14 protein-coding genes are annotated in these 16,996 nt (G+C 67.8%); 4 read left to right on the top strand and 10 right to left on the bottom strand.

The window, feature by feature from the left end:
* A complete protein-coding gene (locus F6W70_RS07795; RefSeq protein ID WP_151486320.1) occupies positions 1–1,176 on the bottom strand; it encodes a cysteine desulfurase family protein in 1,176 nt (391 codons plus the stop codon).
* A 100-nt stretch (positions 1,177–1,276) separates the two neighbouring features.
* Between F6W70_RS07795 and glgX the strand changes: the two genes are divergently transcribed.
* The 3 genes from glgX (at position 1,277) to glgB (ending at position 7,688) form a co-directional block, all read left to right on the top strand.
* The gene (gene glgX / locus F6W70_RS07790; protein WP_151486319.1) at positions 1,277–3,349 is read left to right on the top strand and encodes a glycogen debranching protein GlgX; all 2,073 of its coding nucleotides are present in this window, start codon (positions 1,277–1,279) and stop codon (positions 3,347–3,349) included.
* Positions 3,350–3,414: 65 nt separating this feature from the next.
* Positions 3,415–5,487 (top strand): alpha-1,4-glucan--maltose-1-phosphate maltosyltransferase, encoded by a 2,073-nt coding sequence (locus F6W70_RS07785; RefSeq protein WP_318278833.1) that lies wholly within the window; start codon positions 3,415–3,417, stop codon positions 5,485–5,487.
* Positions 5,484–7,688 carry a 1,4-alpha-glucan branching protein GlgB gene (gene glgB, locus F6W70_RS07780; RefSeq protein WP_151486318.1) on the top strand — a complete coding sequence of 735 codons (2,205 nt, stop codon included), beginning with the start codon at positions 5,484–5,486 and terminating at the stop codon, positions 7,686–7,688. The genes F6W70_RS07785 and glgB overlap by 4 nt, the downstream gene beginning before the upstream one ends.
* Positions 7,689–7,718: 30 nt before the next feature.
* Here glgB and F6W70_RS07775 read toward each other — a convergent pair whose 3' ends face one another.
* Both F6W70_RS07775 and F6W70_RS07770 read right to left on the bottom strand, forming a co-directional pair.
* Positions 7,719–8,642, bottom strand: coding sequence for a tetratricopeptide repeat protein (locus F6W70_RS07775; protein ID WP_151486317.1), 924 nt, complete (start codon positions 8,640–8,642; stop codon positions 7,719–7,721).
* Positions 8,639–10,624 (bottom strand): DUF8094 domain-containing protein, encoded by a 1,986-nt coding sequence (locus tag F6W70_RS07770; RefSeq protein WP_151486316.1) that lies wholly within the window; start codon positions 10,622–10,624, stop codon positions 8,639–8,641. Before F6W70_RS07770 ends, F6W70_RS07775 begins: the two co-directional genes overlap by 4 nt.
* A gap of 180 nt (positions 10,625–10,804) precedes the next feature.
* Here F6W70_RS07770 and F6W70_RS07765 point away from each other — a divergent pair, with 180 nt between their 5' ends.
* A complete protein-coding gene (locus tag F6W70_RS07765) occupies positions 10,805–11,866 on the top strand; it encodes an AI-2E family transporter (RefSeq protein ID WP_055868471.1) in 1,062 nt (353 codons plus the stop codon).
* Between the two features lie 268 nt (positions 11,867–12,134).
* Here the strand turns inward: F6W70_RS07765 and F6W70_RS07760 are convergent, their stop codons facing one another.
* The 7 genes from F6W70_RS07760 to pyrH form a co-directional block, all read right to left on the bottom strand.
* Positions 12,135–12,857, bottom strand: a complete 723-nt coding sequence (locus F6W70_RS07760) for an alpha/beta hydrolase (protein WP_164743668.1) — start codon at positions 12,855–12,857, stop codon at positions 12,135–12,137.
* Positions 12,854–13,141 carry an Rv1322 family protein gene (locus F6W70_RS07755; RefSeq protein ID WP_081603926.1) on the bottom strand — a complete coding sequence of 96 codons (288 nt, stop codon included), beginning with the start codon at positions 13,139–13,141 and terminating at the stop codon, positions 12,854–12,856. The genes F6W70_RS07760 and F6W70_RS07755 overlap by 4 nt, the downstream gene beginning before the upstream one ends.
* Before the next feature lie 9 nt (positions 13,142–13,150).
* Entirely contained in the window at positions 13,151–13,825 is a 675-nt protein-coding gene (locus F6W70_RS07750) for an aggregation-promoting factor C-terminal-like domain-containing protein (protein ID WP_235562512.1), read from the bottom strand.
* Between the two features lie 66 nt (positions 13,826–13,891).
* Positions 13,892–14,470 (bottom strand): DivIVA domain-containing protein, encoded by a 579-nt coding sequence (locus tag F6W70_RS07745; protein WP_055868485.1) that lies wholly within the window; start codon positions 14,468–14,470, stop codon positions 13,892–13,894.
* Positions 14,470–15,615, bottom strand: coding sequence for a phosphatidate cytidylyltransferase (locus tag F6W70_RS07740; protein WP_151486315.1), 1,146 nt, complete (start codon positions 15,613–15,615; stop codon positions 14,470–14,472). Before F6W70_RS07740 ends, F6W70_RS07745 begins: the two co-directional genes overlap by 1 nt.
* A gap of 5 nt (positions 15,616–15,620) precedes the next feature.
* Complete coding sequence (gene frr, locus F6W70_RS07735; protein WP_017830710.1) at positions 15,621–16,175, bottom strand: ribosome recycling factor; 555 nt, start codon at positions 16,173–16,175, stop codon at positions 15,621–15,623.
* Between the two features lie 68 nt (positions 16,176–16,243).
* Positions 16,244–16,960 (bottom strand): UMP kinase, encoded by a 717-nt coding sequence (gene pyrH, locus F6W70_RS07730; protein ID WP_017830711.1) that lies wholly within the window; start codon positions 16,958–16,960, stop codon positions 16,244–16,246.
* Positions 16,961–16,996: the final 36 nt, after the last annotated feature.

The raw sequence follows: 16,996 nt of genomic DNA, 5'->3' as shown, positions 1-16,996 counted from the left end.
CTACGAGCGTGCGGCTGTGCCGGCGCCGGATGCGCGTGTGTAGGCCTCCGCGATCACGCCGAGCACCGCGTCGACGTCGGCGTCCGTCGAGGTGCGCCCGAGGGAGAAACGCAGGACGCTCCTGGCGTCTCGCTCGCTGCGTCCCATCGCGATGACGACATGCGAGGGCTCGGCGACTCCCGCCTGACACGCGGAACCCGTCGATGCGGCCACCCCGGCGACATCGAGGAGGAACAGGAGGCTCTCCCCCACAGCCCCGGGGAACAGCAGGTGCGCGTTGCCGGGGAGACGCCCGATGGGATCTCCGAGGAGCTCGGCGGCGGGCACAGCCGCGCGGATCCCGCTGACGAGACGGTCGCGCAGCAGGCGCAGTCGGGCCGCCTCGTCCTCGCGTTCGTTCTCGGCGAGCTCGAGGGCGACGGCGAACGCGGCGGCTCCGGCGATGTCCTGCGTACCCGCGCGGAGACCGCGCTGCTGCGCGCCGCCACGAAGCAGCGCGGTGACGCGGGCGGAGCGGGCTGTGACGAGCGCTCCGACGCCGACAGGGGCGCCGATCTTGTGCCCGGCGAGACTCATCGCGACGAGTCCGACGCCGCTTGCGGCCTCGCCGCGCAGGGAGCGGAACGACAGCGGCACGTGTCCGAGCGCGGCGACGGCATCGAGATGGAGGGGGACGTGCGACACCGCTGCGGCCGCAGCGAGGGCACGGGCATCGTTGATCGTCCCGGCCTCGTTGTTGGCTGCGAGGGCGGTCGCGAGCGCGGCACCGGGTAACAGGGCGGCGAACTCATCCGGATCGATCCGCGCCTCGGGGGTGACGAGCACCCGTCGCAGCTCAGCCCCTTCATCCACGAGCGCCGCGACCGTGTCCATCGTCGCGTGATGCTCGCCGTCGGGCAGCACGATGACCGATGATCCCGGAGGGCGGGCGTGCCAGAGTCCCTGCAGCGCGAGGTTGATGGACTCGGTGCCACCCGAGGTGAACACGATCTCGATCGGGTCGGCGTCGACCACCGCGGCGACACGCTCCCGCGACTCCTCCAGCAGACGACGGGCGTCCTGCCCGGCACCGTGCGTCGAGGAGGCGTTGCCGACCGTCTCCGACGCGGCCAGCCAGGCATCTCGCGCCTCGGGGCGCAGGGGCGTGGTCGCCGCGTGGTCGAGATAGTGCCGCATCCTTCGATTCTCTCGCGAAACCGCAGTGAGAGGGTGCTCCCCCCTGGAACCGGGTACGCCCTGGCGCGAGACTGCGGCACATCACGCCTAGTGTGTACTCATGCCCGCGTCCCGAGACCTCGCCATGCCCGGCGGATCTGCCCTCGACAACCTCGGCGTTCGTCTGCACGACGGCGTCGGAACACTCCGTGTCTGGTCGCAGAACGCCTCATCGATAGAACTGGTCGTCTTCGACGCCACCGACCTCGACTGGGCGACCGACGAAGTGCCTCTCGAACGCCTCGCCGGAGGTATCTGGGAGGTCACCACCGAGCTCCTCCAGCCGGGAGTCCGCTACGCGATCCGCGTCGGCGGCCCGCACGGCCCGGGGAACACCTTCAACCCGGAGACGCTGCTGCTGGACCCGTACGCCCGCGGCCTCGCACAGGGCGACGGTTACGAGGAGTGGCGCTCGGTGGTCATCGTCGACGGGTTCGACTGGGGCGACTCGTACAAGCCCCGTGTCCCGCTGGATCGCACGGTCATCTACGAAGGCCACCTCAAGGGACTCACCAAGCGCCACCCCGATGTTCCGCCTGCTCTGCACGGCACCTACGCCGGTCTCGCACACCCCGCGATGATCGAGCACTTCCGCTCCCTGGGGATCACATCGATCGAACTGCTCCCGGTACATGCCTTCGTACCGGAGCCTCGCCTCCTCGAGCGCGGCCTCACCAACTACTGGGGCTACAACACGCTCAACTTCTTCACGCCGCACACCGCGTACGCGACCGAAGAGGCCCGCAAGGAGGGACCCGAAGCGGTCCTCGCCGAGTTCAAGGGCATGGTGCGGCTCCTGCATGAGGCCGGCCTCGAAGTGATCCTCGACGTCGTCTACAACCACACCTCCGAAGAGGGAATCGGCGGGCCTCGATCGAGCCTGCGCGGCATCGACAACGCCACCTACTACCGCCAGGACGAGTCCGGCGTCTACATCGACACCACCGGATGCGGCAACACCCTCAACACGGCCACCGACGCCGGGGCCAGGCTCGTGCTGGACTCCCTGCGCTACTGGGCGCAGGAGATGCAGATCGACGGGTTCCGCTTCGACCTCGCCACGGCCATCGCCCGCGACGGCGCCCACACCTACACGCCGGAACATCCGCTCCTCACCGCCATCGCCTCCGACCCGATCCTCGCCGACACGAAGCTCATCGCCGAGCCGTGGGACGTCGGCCTCGGCGGCTGGCAGACGGGCAACTTCCCGGCGGGGTGGCACGAGTGGAACGACCGCTACCGGGACAGGGTGCGCAACTTCTGGCTGAGCGACATCGACTACGCGCGTCGTGCCTCGGCCCCGGTCGGCATCGGTGGGTTCGCCACGCGTCTGGCCGGATCCTCGAACACCTTCAGCGAGGATCGTGGTCCGCTCGCCAGCGTGAACTTCGTCACCGCCCACGACGGCTTCACGCTCCATGACCTCGTCTCCTACGACGTCAAGCACAACGAGGCGAACGGCGAGCAGAACCGCGACGGCGCCGATATGAACCGTGCGTTCAACCATGGCATCGAAGGGCCGACCGACGACCCGACGATCCTCGCCGCGCGCCGCAAGGCCATGCGCAACCTGCTCGGCACGCTCCTCCTCTCGGCCGGCATCCCCATGCTCACCGCCGGCGACGAGGTCGGACGCACCCAGCGCGGCAACAACAACGCCTATGCGCAGGACTCGGCGCTGACCTGGCTCGGCTGGGAGTTCGAGCCCTGGCAGGAGGATCTGCGCGCCCATGTCTCCCGCCTGATCCGTCTGCGTCAGGAGAACCCTGCGCTGCGCCCCAGCCGCTACGCGCGACTCGGCGAACACATCCCCAACGCCTCGGTGATGGACTGGTACGACCAGAACGGCGAGACGATGGAGCAGGGCAAGTGGGCCGACCCCGGGAACCGGACGCTGCAGTACGTCGCCGCCTCCACACCCGACACCGAGGCCTACAACCGCATCCTGCTCATCGTGCACGGCACCGAATCGCCGATCGATGTGCGTCTCCCCGAAGAGATCGAAGGCGCGACTCGTTTCGTATCGCTGTGGTCGAGCGCCCACGAGCGCCCGTCCGACGAGCAAGAGGTCTTCGCGCCGGGTGATGTGCTGCCCGTCTCCGGAACCTCGATGAGGCTGTTCCGCGTCGAATGACCCCTGCTCCCGACGCACCACGCGGCGCGCTACCCGCGACCACGTCCGCGCGGTACATTCGGGAGGTGGCTGCACGTGCTGGTACTCGGTCCTCGGCTCTTCGGAGCCCCGCTCAGATCCCGGCGCGCGCCCTGGGTGAAGCGGATGCCCCCGGTGCGCTGCGGACGACCCGCATCCCTCTGCTCGATCCTTCCCCGGCTGTTCCGGGCGGATTCGCGCCGAAGGCCTTCGTCGGGGAGGTCGTTCCGTTCAGCGTGATCGCGTTCCGTGAGGGGCACGACATGATCGGCGTGCACCTCCGGCTCACCTCGCCATCCGGCGAAGAGAGCCTGCACCGACTCTCCCCCCTCGACGACGGTACGGACACCTGGACCACAGACATCGCCCTCGACGAGCAGGGGTCGTGGCTCTTCCGGTTCGAGGCGTTCTCCGACGACTTCGCGACCTGGGCACATGCGGCAGAGCTGAAGGTGGCGGCCGGTGTCGATGTACCGGTGATGGCCGCGCTCGGCGCCGATCTGCTCACCCGTGCCGCCGCGGAGAAGGACCGCCCCGCGGCACAGCGCAAGCGGCTGCTCGCCGAGGCCGCCTCGCTGCGCGACGGCGACGCCGCGACCACCATCGCCGTGTCGACGGACGCCGGACTCGCTCAGGTCTTCCGGGACCGCCCCGTCAGGACTCTGCGCTCCGCCGGACGCACGCAGAGCCTGAACGCCGACCGGCGCGCAGCCGGTGTCGGCGCCTGGTACGAGTTCTTCCCCCGATCCGAAGGTGCGAAGCGCCTGAAGGACGGCACCGTGAAGAGCGGCACCTTCCGCACGGCCACGAGACGGTTGCCCGAGGTCGCAGCCATGGGATTCGATGTCGTGTACCTGGTGCCGATCCATCCGATCGGGAGCACCAACCGCAAGGGACGCAACAACACGCTCACCACCGAGCCCGGCGATCCGGGCTCGCCCTACGCGATCGGCGCCGCAGACGGTGGTCACGACGCCATCCACCCCGAGTTGGGCACAGCCCAGGACTTCCGCGCCTTCGTGCGCGCGGCGCGGAAAGAGGGACTCGAGATCGCTCTCGATCTCGCCCTCCAGGCCTCCCCCGACCACCCCTGGGTGAGGGAGCACCCGGAGTGGTTCACGACTCTCCCCGACGGGACGATCGCGTACGCCGAGAACCCGCCGAAGAAGTACCAGGACATCTACCCGCTGAACTTCGACAACGATCCCGCCGGCATCTATGCCGAGATGCTGCGGGTCGTGCAGCACTGGGTCGCGCAGGGCGTGAAGATCTTCCGCGTGGACAACCCGCACACCAAGCCGTTGCAGTTCTGGGAGTGGCTCATCGCGGAGGTGAATGCGGTCGACCCCGACGTGATCTTCCTCGCTGAGGCGTTCACCCGGCCGGCAGTCATGCGCGCGCTCGCCGCCGTGGGGTTCCAGCAGAGCTACAGCTACTTCACCTGGCGCAACACCAAGGCCGAGCTCGAGGAGTTCCTCACCTCGGTGTCCCACGAGACCTCCGACTACATGCGTCCGAACCTCTTCGTGAACACGCACGACATCCTCACCGAGTACCTGCAGTTCGGGGGCAGGGCCGCCTATCGCATCCGCGCCTGCATCGCCGCGACGGCAGGCCCCGTGTACGGCGTGTATGCCGGATACGAGCTGTTCGAGAACGTCGCAAGGCCCGGATCCGAAGAGAACATCGACAACGAGAAGTACGAATACAAGTTCCGCGACTGGGCGGGGGCCGAAGCCCGCGGTGAGTCCCTCGCTCCCCTGCTGCGGCGACTGAACGAGATCCGCGCCGCGCACCCCGCGTTGCAGCAGCTGCGCAACTTCCGCACGCACTGGAGCGACGACGACGCCGTCCTCGTCTACAGCAAGCACCTGGCGGCGCCGTTCACCGGCACCGGACGTGCGGACACGATCATCGTCGTCGCCAACGTCGACCCGCACTCGGTGCGTGAGACGACCGTGCACCTCGACACGACGCAGTGGGGCGTCCCGCTGGGTGAGCCCTTCGAGGTGGAGGATCTCCTCACGGGTGCGGTCTGGACCTGGAGCGACCACAACTACGTGCGGCTCGACGCCTTCGCCGAGCCGGTGCACATCCTGAAGGTGAGGGACCGATCATGAGCTACACGGAAGACGTCGCCGCATCCACCGAATGGGAGGCGATCTCCTCAGCCACCCACCATGACCCGCATTCCGTGCTCGGCGCGCACGCGCACAAGGATGCCGCGGATCGCACCGTCACCGCTATCCGCGTGCGACGGCCTCTCGCCTCCGAGGTCGCCGCCGTCTTCGGGGACGGCAGCCGACTGGAGCTCACCCACGTCGCGCACGGCATCTGGGAGGGGCAGCACAGCGGCCCTCCGCTCCCCTATCGGATCGCGACCCGGTACTCGGACCACGACGAGACCTTGTCCGGGGACCCGTACCGCCATGGGCCGACCCTCGGCGACCTCGACCTGCACCTCATCGCCGAAGGACGTCACGAACGTCTCTGGGAGGCGCTGGGGGCGCATGTGCGCACGTCCGACGGGGAGATCGGCGTCTCGTTCTCCGTCTGGGCCCCGAACGCCACTGCCGTGCGCGTGGTGGGTGACCACAACGACTGGAACGGCGAGGCCCACGCAATGCGCTCGATGGGCGTCAGCGGCGTCTGGGAGATCTTCATCCCGGGACTCCCGGTCGGCACCAGGTACAAGTACCAGATCCGCACCCGCGACGGCGCGTGGATCCTCAAGGCCGACCCGATGGCGCTGGCCGCTGAAGTGCCGCCCGCCACGGCATCGCTCGTCGCGACCTCCGCTCACACCTGGTCGGACGGGGCATGGATGACGCGAAGGGCGGCCACCCACGCCGTCGCCCAGCCGCTGTCGATCTACGAGATCCACGTCGGCTCGTGGCGCGAAGGGCTCGGCTATCGCGAGATCGCGGATCCTCTGATCCAGCACGTGACCGATGCGGGCTTCACGCACGTCGAGTTCATGCCGCTGGCGGAGCATCCGTTCGGCGGATCGTGGGGATATCAGGTCAGCGGATACTACGCACCCACGAGTCGCTTCGGCAGCCCGGATGACCTGCGCTACCTGATCGACCGGCTGCACCAGGCGGGTATCGGCGTGATCATGGACTGGGTCCCCGGCCACTTCCCCAAGGACGCCTTCGCCCTCGCGCGCTTCGACGGCCAGCCGCTATACGAGCACCCGGATCCTCGCCGCGGAGAGCACCAGGACTGGGGAACGCTCATCTTCGACTACGGCCGCCCCGAAGTCCGGGGGTTCCTGGTCGCCAACGCCCTGTACTGGCTCAAGGAGTTCCACGTCGACGGTCTCCGCGTCGATGCCGTCGCCTCGATGCTGTACCTCGACTACTCCCGCGAGCCCGGCGAATGGGAGCCGAACATCCACGGCGGACGCGAGAACCTCGAGGCGATCCGATTCCTGCAGGAAGTCAACGCCACCGCGTACCGGCTGCACCCCGGAATCCTCATGATCGCCGAAGAGTCCACCAGCTTCCCCGGAGTCACCGCGCCGACCGATCACGCCGGTCTGGGCTTCGGCTTCAAGTGGAACATGGGCTGGATGAACGACTCGCTGCAGTACATCTCGCGGGACCCGATGTACCGGGGCCACCACGAGGGCGAGATGACATTCTCGTTCGTGTACGCGTTCGGCGAGAACTATCTGCTCCCGATCAGTCATGATGAGGTCGTCCACGGCAAGGGCAGCCTGCTCGCGAAGATGCCCGGGGACCATTGGCACAAGCTGGCGAACGTGCGCGCGTATCTGGCCTACATGTGGGGGCATCCGGGCAAGAAGCTGCTCTTCATGGGGCAGGAGTTCGGCCAGCTCGCCGAATGGTCGGAGGGACGGCAGCTGGACTGGTGGCTCCTCGATCAGCCCTCCCATGCCCAGCTGCAGGATTTCGTGGGCGTGATGAACCACACGTACCGGGCTCAGGCTCCCCTGTGGGAGCGGGACAACGACGCGTCGTCCTTCAGCCGTCTCGGCGCGCCGAGCTGGGACCCGACGGTGATCGCCTTCGAACGACGTGACGCCCACGGCGGGCGTCTGGTCGTCATCAGCAACTTCGCCGGAGTGGAGCGCACCGGGTACCAGCTCGCGCTTCCGCGGGAGGGCGTGTGGCAGGAGGTGCTCAACACGGATGCCGCCGACTACGGCGGACGCGGATCGGGCAACCTCGGACTGGTCTACGCGAAGCCGTCAGACGGCGCCGCACCGGTGGCCACTCTGACGCTGCCCGCGCTGTCGACACTCTGGCTGCGTCACCAGTCCGACGCCCACGTGCCGACCGTGAGCCACGGCTGATCGCGCGTCGGCGCCTGCCGCGCTGCTGTTCTAGAACAGCAGCGACGAGAGACGGTTGCGCGCCGACACCACACGCGGATCCTCCGCGCCGATGAGCCCGAAGAGCTCCACCAGACGCTCCCGCACGGGTGCGCGCTGGTCGGACGGGAGCTGCGCGAACAGGTCGAGCAGACGACCGAAAGCGTCATCGACGTGCCCGCCGGCGAGGTCGAGGTCAGCCACGTCGAACTGCGCCTGGACATCGAGAGGGGCTTCGGCGGCCGCGGCCCGTGCCGACTGAAGGTCGAGCCCCTGCACGCGGTCGAGAAGACGCACCTGTCCGAGACCAGCGAGCGCATCCTCGTCGCGAGGGTTCTCCGCGAGGGCCTTCTCGTACGCCTTGATGGCGGCCGCGTAGTCACCGACTTCGATTGCTGCAAAGGCCTCTGCGTGCAGCGGAGGAAGCTCCGGCTCCGTAGCAGGCGCGGGTTCCGTGCCCGCCTCTGCGACCGAGAGTGTTCCGGTCACACCGTTCTGCGCCGCCACCTGAAGCAACTGCGCGAACACGTCGCGCACCTGCTGCTCCGGCACGGCACCGGTGAACATCGGCACCGGCTGACCCGCGATGAGGGCCACGACCATCGGGATGGACTGCGCACGGAAGCTCTGCGCGAGCTGCGGGTTCGCATCCACATCGACTTTGGCGAGCAAGACGCGCCCGCCGAGCTCGCGCGTCACCTTCTCGATGATCGGACTCAGCTGCTTGCAGGGACCGCACCACTCCGCCCACAGGTCGACGACCACGGGAACGGTACGCGAGAGCTCGAGAATCTGTCCGAAGGTCTCATCGGTGGCGTCCACGACGAGATCGACGACCCCGGGAGCAGGCGCGCCGTCGGCAGGCGGTGTCGGTCGGTTGCGCAGGCTGGACAGGTCGACGGCGCCGCGGAGTGCGGCGGGAGAGATCTCACTCATTTGATCACCTTCACGGACAGGAGGTCCTGGTGTGCTGCCAGGAGGCGGATCTGCTCCGTCGATCCCTTGGCGGGGACCGAGAAGAACAGCTGGAACTCGTAAGTCGTCTCGACGCCCTTCGCGGACTCGGTCGCGTCGGTGAGCGCCTTGGCCTGAGCGTTGTCGCCGAAACGGATCGACACGTCTTCTGCCGTCGGTGTCACGGTCTCGGTATCGGTGAGGGTGACGGCGACGATCGCGCCGCTGTCGAGAGTCGTCATCGAGATGGGCTCGTCCGTCGTCGAGGCCATGTCGAACGCGGCCTTCGACGTATCGGCAGCGCCCTTGTCCGCGAGCGCCTGGATCACGGCCTGACGGCTGTCGGTGATCGACTTCGCGTAGCTGAGCGCCAGATCGTCGAACGTGTCGTACGACTCGCTCTGCTCTCCCTGATCCACAACGTCGGCGAAGGTCGCGGCGAGGTCGGCGGGCGCGATGGTGAGGAATGCGGAGTCGGACGGGACGAGAGACGTGCCGAGCCACGCGGCGGCGACCTCGGGGAAGACCGCGTCAGCCGACATCTCGGCGATGTTCGAGACCTTGTAGTTCGACCAGGGGTCTGCCTGCGTCATCGTCAACACGACGGGAGGCACGGTGTCATCGCCGGTCTTCGACAGCATGAGCACGGTGCGCGGCCACTGGTCGGTCGACTCCGGGAGCACCACCTCGACGTCATCGGTCGGGATCGCCGCGGGAGGCACCGTGTCCGGGAGCTTCGTGCGCAGTGCGTACTCGGTGGTCCGTGCAGCGAGTGCCGGTCCTTCGAAGCGTGTGGAGAGAAGGTCGAGATCGAGCGCGGCGTCGGCCTCGCTGACAGTGCCGGCGAGCGACTTCAGGATGCGCTTGGCCTGTGCCTCTGTGACAGCAGGCGGCTTCTGGTTCTCCGGGGCGATCACCGTCGGGCTGGGTGACGGGGTGGGCGAGGCCTCCCCCAGCTGCGGCCAGGAATCCGACGAGCACCCGGCGGCGAGGATGGCCGTGAGCCCCAGAACCGGGAGTGCCAGCATGCGTCGTCGCCGAGGGGCCGGCGCCACGCGCATGGAGGTCTTGGCGTCGGGATTCTTGTTCTCGTCCACGATCTCCGCCTCTTCGACGTCTCCGTCTGCCGGTGCGGCGGTCTCGGGCGGAGACGCGCTGACGGCAGATCCGGACTCCTCGATCGCCGCACGCTCCGACGGAGGAAGCACGGCGATGTCGATCGGCTCGGTCGCGGGCAGCGGGCCGGGTCCCTTGCGTCGGGGTCCGCGTCCGCGGCGCTGGTGGCGGATCGCGAGCACGTACAGGATGAGGCCGAGCAACAGCACGATGCCGCCGGCGACCATGAGGGGTCCGGCCCACGGTGTCGAGTTGTCGAGCGGCCAGGAAACCACGATGTCGTCCGGCGCATCAGCGGTGCCGTCATAGGCGATCAGCAGGCTCGTGCCCTCGGGCAGCTGCATGTTGTCGGCGACGAGACGGTTGTCTTCGTCGAACGAGTCGAGCCAGAGGTCGGATCCCCGCGGATCGCGCCCTGCGGAACCGGCATCGCCCTCCGCCGGAGCGTCGGTCGCGCCGTCGACAGGGGCTTCGGTCGCGCCGTCATCCGGAGCGTCGGTCGCGCCGTCTTCGCTCGCCTCGGTCTCCGCTTCGACATGCTCGACGGCCAGATCGCCGCTCTTCTTCAGGGTGACCTGGTTGTAGTCGGAGTCGGCGAGCCAGGCCTTCATGTCGGCGGTCCGACCGTAGCTCCCGAAGATCTCGCCCTGTCCGCGAACGATCAGGGTCTGCGCGCCGGGATTCGCGCGGAGGACATCGCCGTCGATGAGCACGAACGGCGCCGGTTCGCTGATCTCGACCTGGGTCTTCTGAGTGTCAGGTCCCATGAAGATGGTGCGCTGGGCTATCCCCGCACCGATCAGCACCGCAGCCAGCACGAAGGCCACCACGGCCCATACGAAACGCACGAATAGTCTCCTCACGCATCACCGGCACCTGCCTGCGACGCAACACTCGACATTTCAGACTAGCGAAATCAGCTGTGTGTTGCCCACGAGCAGGTGCAGTGCCCGCTGGATCGGCACGTCGTCGGTGCCGGGGCCGGACGGCTGGATAATCTTGCTGCAGCCGTCACGAGGAGTCTGCACATGAAGATCCACAATCCCTTCCGCACCGCCCTGGTGGCGACGCTCGGCGTGGGGTTGGGCATCCTGCTGATCAACAGCGTGGAGAATCTGTCCACCGTGCTGCTGTACCTCGGCACGGCGCTGTTCCTGAGTCTGGGCCTCGATCCCCTCGTATCGTTCCTCGAGCGTCGACGGCTTCCGCGCTGGGCGGCTGTCCTCGTGACGATCCTGGCGGTACTCGGTGTCTTCGCGGGGATCGTACTCATCGTGCTGCCGGTGCTCGTGGATCAGATCTCCCAGTTGGTCGCCCAGATCTCGGCGATCGTGCAGCGAGGAAACCTGATCCCTGACCTCAAGGAATGGATCCAGGACGCCTTCCCGAACTTGCTCGTCGATGACGTGTTCACCTACATCACCAACTGGCTGACGAGCAATCTCGCGGAGATCGGCGGATCCATCGGCCAGGGTGTGCTCGTCGCCAGTGGCGCCGTGCTCGGTGGCCTGTTCGGCGCGTTCATCGTGCTCATCCTGACGATCTACCTGACGGCCTCGACGCCCTCCCTCAAGCGAGCCGTCTACCAGCTCGCCCCGGCGTCCAAGCGCGACCGCTTCATCGATCTGTCCGAGCAGATCACCGACTCCGTGGGCTACTACGTCATGGGCCAGGTCTCGCAGGGCGTCCTCAACGGTGTGCTGAGTGCGGTCTATCTCTCCATCATCGATGCACCGTTCCCGGCCGTCCTCGCCGTGATCGCGTTCTTCTTCTCGCTCATCCCCCTCGTCGGAACCTTGACGGGTTCGACGATCATCGTGCTCGTCTGCTTGATCCCCGGGCTCGGATCGCCGGCGACGGCCATCGCCGCCGCGATCTACTACCTGATCTACATGCAGATCGAGGCCTACATCATCTCCCCACGCATCATGAGCCGTGCCGTCTCGGTGCCGGGAGCCGTCGTCGTCGTCGCCGCCCTCGCCGGAGGAAGCCTCCTGGGGCTGCTGGGCGCGCTCATCGCGATCCCCGTGGCGGCGAGCATCCTGATCATCTACCGTCAGGTGCTCATCCCCCGGATGAACGAGCTCTGATCCGAGGCAGTGGGCGCTTCGTCGTCGAACTGAGCGGCCATCGTCAGATGCGTGTAGTCCGTGAGCCACAGCCCTCCAGCTCCCGCGTCGACGGTACTCACCGCTTCACGCAAGGTCGGAGCGCCAGCGTGATCGTCTGCCACCGCTACGGCCCCATCAGCATCGTCCGGGCCGGGGTAGGCGACGAACAGGGAGCCCCCGCGCATCACGGGAGCACACTAGCCGAGCGCGGTCTCAGCGCGCCGATAGATCCCACCGTCGGAGACGCCTACTCGGCGACCGGCCACTGCGTCGCGAGAGGCAGGGCTGAGGGATTCACCGCCGCCACGATCTCCGTGAGCACTCGCCGCGTCTGCGTCTCGCCCACCCAGAGGTGCTTCCCGCCATCCACCGCGATCAGGGTGGCGTGCGGAATCGCTGCGAATCGTTCCCGAGCCTCTGGCGGGCGCAGGTAGTCGTCCAGCTCCGGCACCAGGACGATCACGGGCAGTCCGGTCGCCGCCCAGGCGGCGACCTCCTCCGGCGTCGCGCGGTGGAGGGGCGGCGAGAGGAGGATGATCCCCTCGATGTCGTGGTCCCGGCCGTACTTCAGTGCGAGTTCGGTACCGAAGGACCACCCCAGAAGCCAGGGACGCGGAAGCGCGCGATCACGGACGAAGTCCATGGCCGCCGCGACGTCGTGCCTCTCGGCAGCCCCGCCGTCGAAGGCGCCATCGCTCGTGCCTCGGGGGGATGTGGTCCCCCGTGTGTTGAAACGCAGGACGGCGAGGTCCGCGAGCGCTGGGAGGCGAGCGGCGGCCTTGCGGATGATGTGCGAGTCCATGAAGCCACCGGCCGTCGGCAGCGGGTGCAGCGTCACGAGGGTCGCTGTCGGCGGTACGTGCTCCGGCACGGAGAGCTCTCCGACCAGCGTCAGACCGTCAGCGGTCTTCAGCTCGATGTCTTCGCGTCGCGCCGGCAGCTCCAGCGGTCCTCGGATCTCGATGCTCATGCAAGTCTCCAACAGTGTGTGTGCCAATGCCGACGTGCGGCGAGGTCGGCCGCGTCACCGAGCACCCCGTCTGCGCGCCAGGTGACCAGATGTGCCGTACCGGCCTCGATCCCCCGCCCGCATCCGGGGCAGAGGTACTCCTTCTGCGCCTGCGCCGCGGACACGGGCTGCACGGTCCACTCACCACCGCGCCGGGTCTCCGTGCGCTTCCAGCCGGCGAGAAGACGATCGAAGGAGTCTTCGGGCTCAGGGCGCGCCGAAGGGCGTCTGCGGGAGCGGGGCATCGTGCCTGCTCACCACCAGTGGTTGTTGATCCAGAAGTTGTAGGCCCCCGACCAGCTGCCGTAGCGTCCGGTGGCGTATCCGGTCGCCCAGCGAAGGTTGTCGACCGGGTCATACCCGTTGCCTGGCACCTTGCTGCAGGGAAGAGCCTGCACGAGACCGCAAGCGCCCGACGACTTGTTCGTCGCGTTCGGGTTCCAACCGCTCTCCCGCGAGACGATGTAGTCGACATACTGCCGGTCGCTCTCCGCGATACCGGCTGCCGCCATCCACTCCGCAGGGGCTCCGCCGCCGGTGTAGGGCGGAAGGGAGCCACCCGACGAACCACCGGACGAGCCCCCTCGTGGCGCAGCCGCGACGGTGGGTTCCGGAGCGGGCTTCGGCTTGACGTACACCTCGAAACTGCCGCGCACGACGGGCGCGATCGCGGCGCCCTCGACCGTGACGGTCAAGTTCTGCGTGTCGGCGAGTGCGAGTGAATACGCCGAATCCGGCGACTCCTGGGGTGCGGGTGCGGCAAGTGCCACTCCGGTCGGTGCGACCAACGCGCCGGCGAAACCGACGACCGCGAGGGCACTGACGACGCTGACGACGCCTCGGCTGCGGGACCGGCGTCGAGCACCCGCGCGCGCGGCGCCACCCTTCGCCGCGGGCACAGGCGAGAGGTCGCTTCTTTCGAGATTCATGTCGTTTCGGGAGTTCACGATGAGGGACAGTCTACGCAACAGAGCCTGGATCGACCATCAGGAACCTCAGCGAACAGCCAGAATCACGTCGATCGTCGCGTCGAGGAGCGCGTCGACCTGCTCTTCGCGATACCCGCCGCGCTGCATGCGGAACGCCGCCGAGCGCAACTGCTCGGCCGTCAACGGATCGCCGTCGCGGAGGTACCGCACGATGCGCGTCGATACATGGTCGACTTCGTCGAGACGGTAGCCGAAGGTGAGCACTCCGGTCCGAGCGAAGCGGTGTCGGCGCGGGCGGGCGAGATGGTCGAGGATGACCTGCGCATCTGCTCTGGCCTGTTCGACCCAGGCGCCCGCTCCCTGCGTGCGCACCACGCGATCGCGCTCGCGCGCCGCGAAGGCATCCTCGACCCGGCCCAGTGCCGCGTCGACGTCGGCGACCACGTAACCGCCCTTCACGAGGGGGAACGACGCGGTGCGGACATCCTCAGCGGTGAGCTCATCACCGCCCGTCTCGAACGCGCGGCGAGCCGACGAGAGGAAGGTGTCCACGGCCGCACGGTGATACCCGCGCACGCGTCCGGAAGTGACCGCGAACGCAGGCGGTGCCTGTGTCGTCTGCACGTCGAGCTCGTCATCGTTCATCACAGAACCACCCAAGGAGAGAAGAGGAAGTACAGGCAGAGCGCGGGAATCGTCGAGGGCAGGATGCTGTCGAGACGGTCGAGCAGCCCGCCGTGCCCCGGCAGCCAGGAGCTCATGTCCTTGATGCCGAGGTCGCGCTTGAGCATCGACTCGCCGAGATCTCCGAGCGTCGCGGACAAGAGGATAGACGCGCCGAAGATCAGTCCGCACCACCACGGCAGCTCCAGGAGGAAGAGCGCCAGCACCACACCCACCGCGAGTGAGGCGACGACGGCACCGCCGAAGCCCTCCCAGGTCTTCTTCGGGCTGATCTTCGGTGCCATGGGGTGACGTCCGAACGCCAGGCCCGCAGCATAGGCGCCCGTATCGGCGGCGACGGCGATCGCGATGAACCCGAGCACCCACCACTGTCCACCCTCCTGCTTGAGGAGGATGAGCGCGATGCCTGCGAGGAAGGGCACGTACACCTGGACGAAGCCGCTGATCACCGCGTCGGCGAGCACGTCGCCGTAGGTACGGCCGTCCCTCTCGACCATCTGTGCGATGAGGCGCCAGACGATGACGAAAGCCACCGAGACGAAGAGCATGACCCAGCACAGCCAGGGCTCGGCGAAGTAGGCGGACAGCACGAGGAAGGCGGCTGCGATCAGCTGCGGCACCACGTCCACCCGCCGGCCGGAGCTCCGCAGTGCTCTGGAGAGCTCGTAGACTCCCAGCAGTGCGGCCGCGAGGGCGAACGGCACGAACAGCACCTTCAGGAACAGCAGCGATCCGAGCAGCGCAGCGCCGAACGCGAGACCGATCAGGATCGCGAGGATCAGATCCCGCCCCGTACGCTCTTTGATGCGTTCGTTCGCCTGGTCGAGCTGGTCGCGCGCGTGGGAGACATGGGTGCCCAGCTCATCCCGCGCCGCACGCCATTGCTCGCGGATCGCATTGTGATCCGCCGTGTCCAATGGAGCGACGTGACTCGCTGCGGACCCATCCGGAGCAACCGGCAACGGGGGGCGCGGAGGAACGGCGGCGGCGTCGAAGGACGGGAATGCCTCGTCCCCGAGCGGGACGCTGTCGGACGGCAGGCCGTCGTGCGCGTCGTGACGCGTGAACGGCTTGTCGTCCTCGGCATCTCGCGTTTCGTCAGACATCCTGACTACACCTCGAGGAGTTCTGCCTCTTTGCGCTTCAGCGCGTCATCGATGAGATCGACGTGCTGACGCGTCAGGACGTCGAGCTCCTTCTCGCCGCGCGCGATCTCATCCTCGCCGAGCTCGCTCTTGAGCGCGTCCAGCTCGTCCTTCGCCTTGCGACGGATGCCGCGGACGTGGACCTTCGCGTCCTCGGCCTTGGTCTTGACGAGCTTGACGTACTCCTTGCGACGCTCCGCCGTGAGCTCCGGCATCGTCACGCGAACGAGGTTGCCGTCGTTCGTGGGATTGGCACCGAGGTTCGGCATATCGCGGATGGCCTGCTCGATCGCCTTCAGCGCCGACTTGTCGTACGGCGTGATGATGAGCGTGCGTGCCTCCTGGTTCGCCAGTGAAGCGAGCTGCGCGATCGGGGTGGGAGTGCCGTAGTAGTCCACGAGGACCTTCTGGAACATCTGCGGGTTCGCACGACCGGTGCGCACCGTGGAGAAGTCCTCCTTGGCAGCTTCGACCGCCCGGTTCATACGAGTGGTGGTTTCAGCGAGGACGTCCGCGATCACGGTGACTCCTATCGTCGGGGTGTTCTGCAAATTCTATCGGGCGAAGTCGTCTCCGCCGTGTCACACGCTCAGGCGGTGACGAGGGTTCCGATCGGCTCGCCGAGAAGCGCACGGGTCACATTGCCCGCCGGCTCCATGCCGAACACCCGCATGTCCATGCTGTTGTCCATGCACAGGCTGAACGCCGTGGAGTCGACGACCTTGAGACCGCGCTGCAGGGCGTCGCGATAGGTCACGCGCTCGATGCGCTCCGCGTCGGCGTGCTTGTTCGGGTCGGCGGTGTAGATCGCGTCGACGCCGTTCTTGGCGACGAGCACCTCGTCCGCACCGATCTCGAGCGCGCGCTGCGCGGCGACGGTGTCGGTGGAGAAGTACGGGAGGCCTGCACCGGCACCGAAGATGACGACGCGGCCCTTCTCGAGGTGGCGTTCGGCGCGACGCGGAATGTACGGCTCGGCGACCTGCGTCATCGAGATCGCCGACTGCACGCGGGTGGCGGCTCCGGCCTGCTCCAGGAAGTCCTGCAGCGCGAGGGCGTTCATGACCGTGCCCAGCATGCCCATGTAGTCGGCGCGTCCGCGGTCCATACCGCGCTGGCTCAGCTCGGCTCCGCGGAAGAAGTTGCCCCCACCGACGACGATCGCGACCTCGACGCGGTCGACGGCGGCCGCGATGTCGCGCGCGATCTGGGACACCACATCGGGGCTGACGCCCAGCTGCCCCGCTCCGAATGCCTCTCCGGAGAGCTTGAGAAGGACGCGGCGGCGTCCGGTGCGTTCAGTCATGGGTGGGTGTGTCCTCTCGTCCCGATTCAAGATAGT

The sequence above is a fragment of the Microbacterium maritypicum genome, from assembly GCF_008868125.1.
Lineage (GTDB): Bacteria > Actinomycetota > Actinomycetes > Actinomycetales > Microbacteriaceae > Microbacterium > Microbacterium maritypicum.
Note: the sequence above shows the minus strand (reverse complement) of the source record. Positions and strands in the feature narration are given on the sequence as shown.